This window comes from Tahibacter sp. (genome assembly GCF_032229445.1).
GTDB lineage: Bacteria > Pseudomonadota > Gammaproteobacteria > Xanthomonadales > Rhodanobacteraceae > Tahibacter.
Window position 1 is genome coordinate 22741 of the sequence record NZ_JAVTWC010000123.1, and the last position, 6289, is coordinate 29029.

Annotated in this window: 4 protein-coding genes; 3 read left to right on the plus strand and 1 reads right to left on the minus strand. The window is 66.7% G+C overall.

Annotated elements, in window-relative coordinates; all coding sequences use genetic code 11:
• Positions 1 to 19 precede the first annotated feature (19 nt).
• From RUU78_RS23220 to RUU78_RS23230, 3 genes are all read left to right on the plus strand, one after another.
• On the plus strand, positions 20 to 2059 hold the full coding sequence (locus RUU78_RS23220; protein ID WP_313920145.1) for an ATP-binding protein: 2040 nt from the start codon (positions 20 to 22) through the stop codon (positions 2057 to 2059).
• Between the two features lie 187 nt (positions 2060 to 2246).
• Entirely contained in the window at positions 2247 to 3722 is a 1476-nt protein-coding gene (trpE, locus tag RUU78_RS23225; protein WP_313920146.1) for an anthranilate synthase component I, read from the plus strand.
• A gap of 525 nt (positions 3723 to 4247) precedes the next feature.
• Entirely contained in the window at positions 4248 to 4715 is a 468-nt protein-coding gene (locus RUU78_RS23230) for a hypothetical protein (protein WP_313920147.1), read from the plus strand.
• 123 nt (positions 4716 to 4838) lie between these two features.
• Here RUU78_RS23230 and RUU78_RS23235 read toward each other — a convergent pair whose 3' ends face one another.
• On the minus strand, positions 4839 to 5117 hold the full coding sequence (locus RUU78_RS23235; protein ID WP_313920148.1) for a hypothetical protein: 279 nt from the start codon (positions 5115 to 5117) through the stop codon (positions 4839 to 4841).
• Between the last annotated feature and the right edge of the window lie 1172 nt (positions 5118 to 6289).

Genomic DNA, 6289 nt, shown 5'->3' on the forward strand with positions numbered 1-6289 from the left:
CCAGTCCTTTCTGCTGACCATGTCCCTGCGCCGCAAACTCCTGCTCGTCGCCCTCGCCATGCTGGCCCTTCCTTGGGCCGGCTGGCAGTTCGTGCGCCAGATGGAAGTGCTGCTGCGGCAAGGCCAGGAACAGACGCTGATCGCGTCGGGCAAGGCGCTGGCGCGCAGCCTCGCCGCGATCAACGCGGAGCTGCCGCAGCCCGGCGCTGCGCTCTACGTGCATGAACTGGAAACGCCGCTGCAGGTCGACGGCTATGCGGACGACTGGCTCGATCTGCGCGGTTACTCGCAGAACCTCGGGCCGGTGCAGGATGCGCAAAAGTTGAAATTGACACTGGCCGAGGACGCGGCCTGGTTCTATCTGCTGGCCGAAGTGCGCGACGCCACGCGCCGGCGCGCCGATGCGCGCGACGGGCAGGTGCAGCAGGCCGACCGCATCGAGCTGAGCCTCGGTCGCGGCGAGGGCGAGCGCAGTTACCTCATCGCCAGCGCCGCACCCGGTTCGTTCGACGCCGTGCCGCGCGGCGCCGACGGCGCCGGCCTGCCGGTGAGCCTCAACGGCGAATGGCAGGAAGACGCGGCGGGCTATCGCATCGAGCTGCGCCTGCCGCGCGCGCAGCGGCCCGAACGCCTGTCGCTGCGCCTGATCGATGCCGGCGGCAGCAGCGACAGCGTCGTCACGCTCGAGCGCCTGCCGCTGCTCGCGTACTCGGCGACGCTCGCGGCCGAGCTGGCGCAGTTCGCGCCCGAGTCGACGCGCGCGCGCCTGATCAGCGGCGAAGGCTGGCTGCTGGCCGAAAGCGGCGAACTCGCGGCCGGCCCGGCCGACACCACCACGCCGCAGCCCTCGGCGCTCGCGCGCTGGTCCTACCGCTGGCTCATCGCACCCTCGCTGCAGGGCACCGAAAGCCTCGCGCAGTCGCGGCCGCGCGTGGATGCGGCCGAACTCTGGCAGGCGCTGTCCGGCGTGCCTTCGGCGAGCTGGCGCGCCGGCGCAGGGCAGGGCGATGTCGTGCTGGTCGCGGCACTGCCGCTGCAGTTGCGCGGCGAGATCCGCGGCGCACTGGTACTGGAACAGGTGAACACCGCGCTGCCACTGCTGACCGACGCCGCGCTGCAGCGCCTGGCCCTGGTCAGCATCGCCGCGCTACTGCTCGCTGGCGGCGTGCTGTTCGTGTTCGCGACCTGGCTGTCGGTGCGCATACGCCGGCTGCGCGACGGGGCCGAGCGCGCGCTCGCTGCCGACGGCCGCATCCAGGGCCGCGTACCGCTGACCGACACGCGCGACGAACTCGGCGATCTCGCGCGCAGCTTCCAGCAGCTGCTCGACGCGGTCGGCGCCTATACCGACTACCTGCGCACGCTCGCATCCAAGCTTTCGCACGAACTGCACACGCCGCTCGCGATCGTGAAGTCCTCGCTCGACAATCTCGAGCACCACCCGATTTCCTCCGACGCGCGCGCCTACGTGGTGCGCGCGCGTGACGGCGCGGACCGGCTCACCCACATCGTGCGCGCGATGAGCGAATCCAGCCGCATGGAACGCGCCATCGCCTCGGCCGACGGCGAGGATTTCGATCTCGCCGAGGTCGTACGCGGCTGCGCCGACGCGTACCGGCCGCTGGCCGCACCGCGCCGCGTCGACTGCGAAGTGCCCGCGCAACGCGTACCCATGCACGGCGCGCCCGAACTCATCGCCCAGGCGCTCGACAAGCTGTTCGACAACGCGCGCTCGTTCACGCCGGAATCCGGCTGGATACGCATCTCGCTCGACAGCGTTGCCGACGGCGCGCTGCTGCGCGTCGCCAACCAGGGACCGGAACTGCCGCTGGCCATGCAGGGACGGCTGTTCGACTCGCTGGTCAGCCTGCGCGAAGGCGCGTCGCGCGGCGAAGCGCCGCACCTCGGCCTGGGCCTCTACGTCGTGCGCCTCGTCGCCGAACGCCACGGCGGCAGCGCCGCCGCGCACAACCTTGCGAGCGGCGACGGCGTGGAATTCACCCTGCGCCTGCGCGGCATGCCGCGCGAACCGGTGCTGGCCACGCGCCGGATGCGCTGAGCCGACTGCGCCGCGCTTGAACGGTGCCTGGGCGATCACGGGCGCCACAACGAAAGAGCCACGGGCTCAACGGCCTGCGCGCCCTCCCGCGACGCCTGGCAACCCGTTCGTGCCTTATTCCGCCGCACGATTTCACGCTCGCGCATCTCTTGCTATCGTGCCCGGCCCCGCCTGCCCGAGACTTGCCGTGATTTCCCAGGACGAATTCCAGGCGCTGGCCGCGGACGGCTACAACCGCATACCGCTCGTGCGCGAAGTGCTGTCGGACCTCGATACGCCGCTGTCGGTATATCTGAAGCTGGCCGACGGGCCGCATACCTATCTGCTGGAATCGGTCGAAGGCGGCGAGAGCTGGGGTCGCCATTCCATCATCGGCCTGCCGTGCCGGCGCGTGTATTCGCTGCGCGGCCATACGCTGACCGTTTCCGAATTCGGTGAAGTCGTCGAAACGCGCGAGCTTGCCGATCCGCTCAACGACATCGAAACCCTGCGCCAGCAGTTCCGCGTGCCGTGCCTGCCGCAGATGCCCGCGTTCAGCGGCGGCCTCGTCGGCTTCTTCGGTTTCGAAACCATCGGCTACATCGAGCCACGCCTGGCCGGCTGGGACAAGCCCGACCAGCTCGGCACGCCCGACGCGCTGCTGATGCTGTCGGAGGAAGTCGCCGTGTTCGACAACCTCAAGGGCCGCCTCTATCTGATCGTGCATGCGGATCCGGCCGAACCCAAGGCCTACGCGCGCGCGGTGCGCCGCCTCGACGAACTCAGCTTCCGCCTGCGCCGCTCCGGATCGAGCTATCCCGACGTGCTCGACCCGAAGCTGCTCGACGAGAGCGATTTCGTCTCCGGCTTCACCCGCGACGGATTCATCGACGCGGTGGAAAAAAGCAAGGAATACATTCGTTCCGGCGACGTGTTCCAGGTCGTGCTGTCGCAGCGCATGAGCGTGCCGTTCCGCGCGCGCCCGGTCGACGTGTATCGCGCGCTGCGCTCGCTGAATCCGTCGCCGTACATGTACTTCCTCGATCTGGGCGGCTACCAGATCGTCGGCTCGTCGCCGGAAATCCTCGTGCGTCTCAAGCAGGGCCGCGTCGTGCTGCGCCCGATCGCCGGCACGCGCCCGCGCGGCGCCACGCCCGAGCACGACCAGGCGCTCGAAGCCGAACTGCTGGCCGATCCGAAGGAACGCGCCGAACACCTGATGCTGATCGACCTCGGCCGCAACGACGTCGGCCGCATCTCGCGCACGGGCTCGGTCGAAGTCACCGAGCGCTTCGCGGTCGAACGCTATTCGCACGTCATGCACATCGTGTCGCAGGTCGAAGGCGACCTCGCCGAGGGCCTCAGCTACATGGACGTGCTGCGCGCGAGCTTCCCCGCCGGCACCGTCAGCGGCGCACCGAAGATCCGCGCGCTCCAGGTGATCCAGGAACTCGAACCCGTCCGCCGCAACATCTACTCCGGCGCTGTCGGCTACATCGGCTGGTGGGGCGACGGCGACACCGCCATCGCGATCCGCACCGCCGTGATCCAGGACGGCCGCCTGCACGTACAGGCCGGCGCCGGCATCGTCTACGACTCCGACCCCGCGACCGAATGGGACGAGACGATGAACAAGGGCAGGGCACTGTTCCGCGCAGTGGCGCAGGCCGTGGGCGGGCTTTGACGGAATTCCGGCCCGGCGGCGGCCGGGCACGAATCGCCGTAACCCTGCTGTCCGGCCGCATCAGCGAGGTGGGATTGCTGCCAGCCGTCCTCGCGAGACAGAACGCGCGGCCGACGTGCTGCGATCGTTGTGCGTTGCTGTCCTCACTGGGGTTCCCGCCCGCTCGATGCTGAGCGCGCGACATCGCGTCGACTGCGCGTTATTGCGCGCCACGGCGTTCTGATCCGCACCCGCGCAAGACGAGGCGCGCGGAGTCGTTGCCAACGTCAGCGAACAACCGCAGTCACGGGCCGACGAAACCACCCGCACGGCCGACGTCCTGCTTCCCGTCGACGATGCCGTTGCGATTACCGTCAAAGAACAGCGTGTCGGTCAAATGCCGCATGGACACAATTGGCGCATTTGATAGGTGTAGCCGTTGTTTTCCGCTGGAAAGTCCTGGGTGGACGCCCTCAGTTTTCTCGGAAACTGAGCGTGGCCCCGTTTTCCGTGGCATGAAAATCAACGCTGGCCTGGAGAGTCGCTATGACTAACCCCGAACAGAATGACACCCAGATTCCGAAATTGGATCGGGACGTACTCGAGATCATTTCAAATCTACCGGGCGGGCATAAGCTGCTGGGTGCCGGAAGCCCGGACGGCAGCAAGAAGTTGGCCTTCATCAGTGCGTCCGGGGGATACAGTCAGGAAACGGGTTCATTCACGGGATGGATCACCTACGGACTGTTTCAGAAGAAGATAAGGTTCCAATCATCCAGGTTCACCACGCGTATGCTCCGCTTCTTCGGCGCCGGCGGTTTCTTCAATGAAGCACTGCCGCTTGAAAGGCTTGCAGGAAAAACGGGCACATTTTCAATGTCCGGCAACAGGGAAGTCAGCGCGCTGGTGCTGTGGCTGGGCAATGAACTGGTCTGTTTGCCGTTGGTCCTTGTCGGTGAGGGAGGAGCCGGCCACCTCGCGGAAGGTGAGGTGGTGTTTCACGCAGTCGACTAGGCATTCGGCGCAGGTCTGCGCTTCGGCCGTGTCGGCCACGATCGGACCGCGCCTCAACCGGCGGGTGGGCTGCACCAGTCACAAACGCCGGAGCGGCGCGACGCCGCCCCGGCAGCCGTGAACTTACGGACCATTATCGAAATAGGCGTCCAGCATCCCGTGCACATCCCGCGAGAGTAGCGCTACCGCTTCGACCATGCCGAAATGCGAGCGCGCATCCGCGTCATCCAGCTGCGCCATCGACAGCGTCCCGCACAGCTCCTTGATGGCGGTGACGCGATCCAGAATTTCCTGCTGCAACGCCTCGCGCTGCTCCGGCGTATCGAGCGCATACGCAAACAGCACCGGCTGGCACGACGGCATTTCGCGGGGCAGGGGAAAGAACGAACCGTGGCGAGTCATGGCGCGCGCCTCCCGGAACAGCGAACAACGCCGCCAATGCGGACAAGGGAACAACGACGCGGCTCAGTGCCGCCAACTGCAGACCGATTTTCCATGGACAACTCCCTTTGCGTGGAGTCGCCACCCGGAACCACGAAAAGGGTGGCGAACGGTGTGCGGGTTTGCAGACCGGCCCAGGACCGGCGAGCCTTGCGGCTCCCCGCACACCGCCGCCAGAAATCGGCAGACCACGCCGCACGAATTCCGGGCAAAAAAAAGCGCCGGATATCTGTGCGGCGCTGTGTGCGCCTGGGTGTTCGGGCTGCAAAACCCGGTTGCCGAATGGGCGGCAACGGGGGAGATTGTTTACTTCGCACCGAGCTGGGTCAAGAGTGCAGATCTGTCCCGCTCTCGACGGGCAGCCCCACAAGAAAAGCGTGCGCCGCTTAAGAATCCGAAAGGCCGCCCTTTGGTCGTCTGGGATGCTCACGTTGACGCACGCGAGCAAAATGCGTCGATTCTCTGCCTCTCGAAAAGCGGGTGTCCTAATCCGCGTCCTCAGGACATCGTCGACAACGTTTTTCTCAAAGAACTGCCCGCTTATACTGCACCGCCGACTGAGCGGGCGACCGATCCAGATGCCGTGTCCAACGTCGTTAGCGTGGTTTCTAGCCGCGCCCGCTCAAAACTGAGTGGGCGACAAATCAGGTCGATGCGCACCGGCCGCGTCTGCAGGTCGCAATCCGCGCCCCGCTCAAGACTGAGCGGGCGACCGTCGTCGTGTTCTCCCAGGCGCCTTGCGGCAATTTTTAAACCGCGCCCGCTCAACACTGAGCGGGCGACGGGGATGCGGAATCGCGCGCATATCTGCTGCGCGTTTCAATCCGCGCCCGCTCAACACTGAGCGGGCGACGAGGATTGCGCCTTCTTCGTGCAAGCGATCCTCGTTTCAATCCGCGCCCGCTCTACACTGAGCGGGCGACGAAGACGGTCACCGAGGCAATGCGCCAGAAGGCGTTTCAATCCGCGCCCGCTCAACACTGAGCGGGCGACACCCAGCCTGTTTCGCCGGAACCGGGCGATGATGAGTTTCAATCCGCGCCCGCTCAACACTGAGCGGGCGACAGTTGCGGGGGGCGCTTCCTTGCGCGGCACTGCTGTTTCAATCCGCGCCCGCTCAACACTGAGCGGGC

Coding starts and splice junctions, on each gene's coding strand:
- RUU78_RS23220 (WP_313920145.1), top strand. CDS start 20: ATGTCCCTGCGCCGCAAACTCCTGCTCGTCGCCCTCGCCATGCTGGCC.
- RUU78_RS23230 (WP_313920147.1), top strand. CDS start 4,248: ATGACTAACCCCGAACAGAATGACACCCAGATTCCGAAATTGGATCGG.
- RUU78_RS23235 (WP_313920148.1), bottom strand. CDS start 5,117: ATGACTCGCCACGGTTCGTTCTTTCCCCTGCCCCGCGAAATGCCGTCG.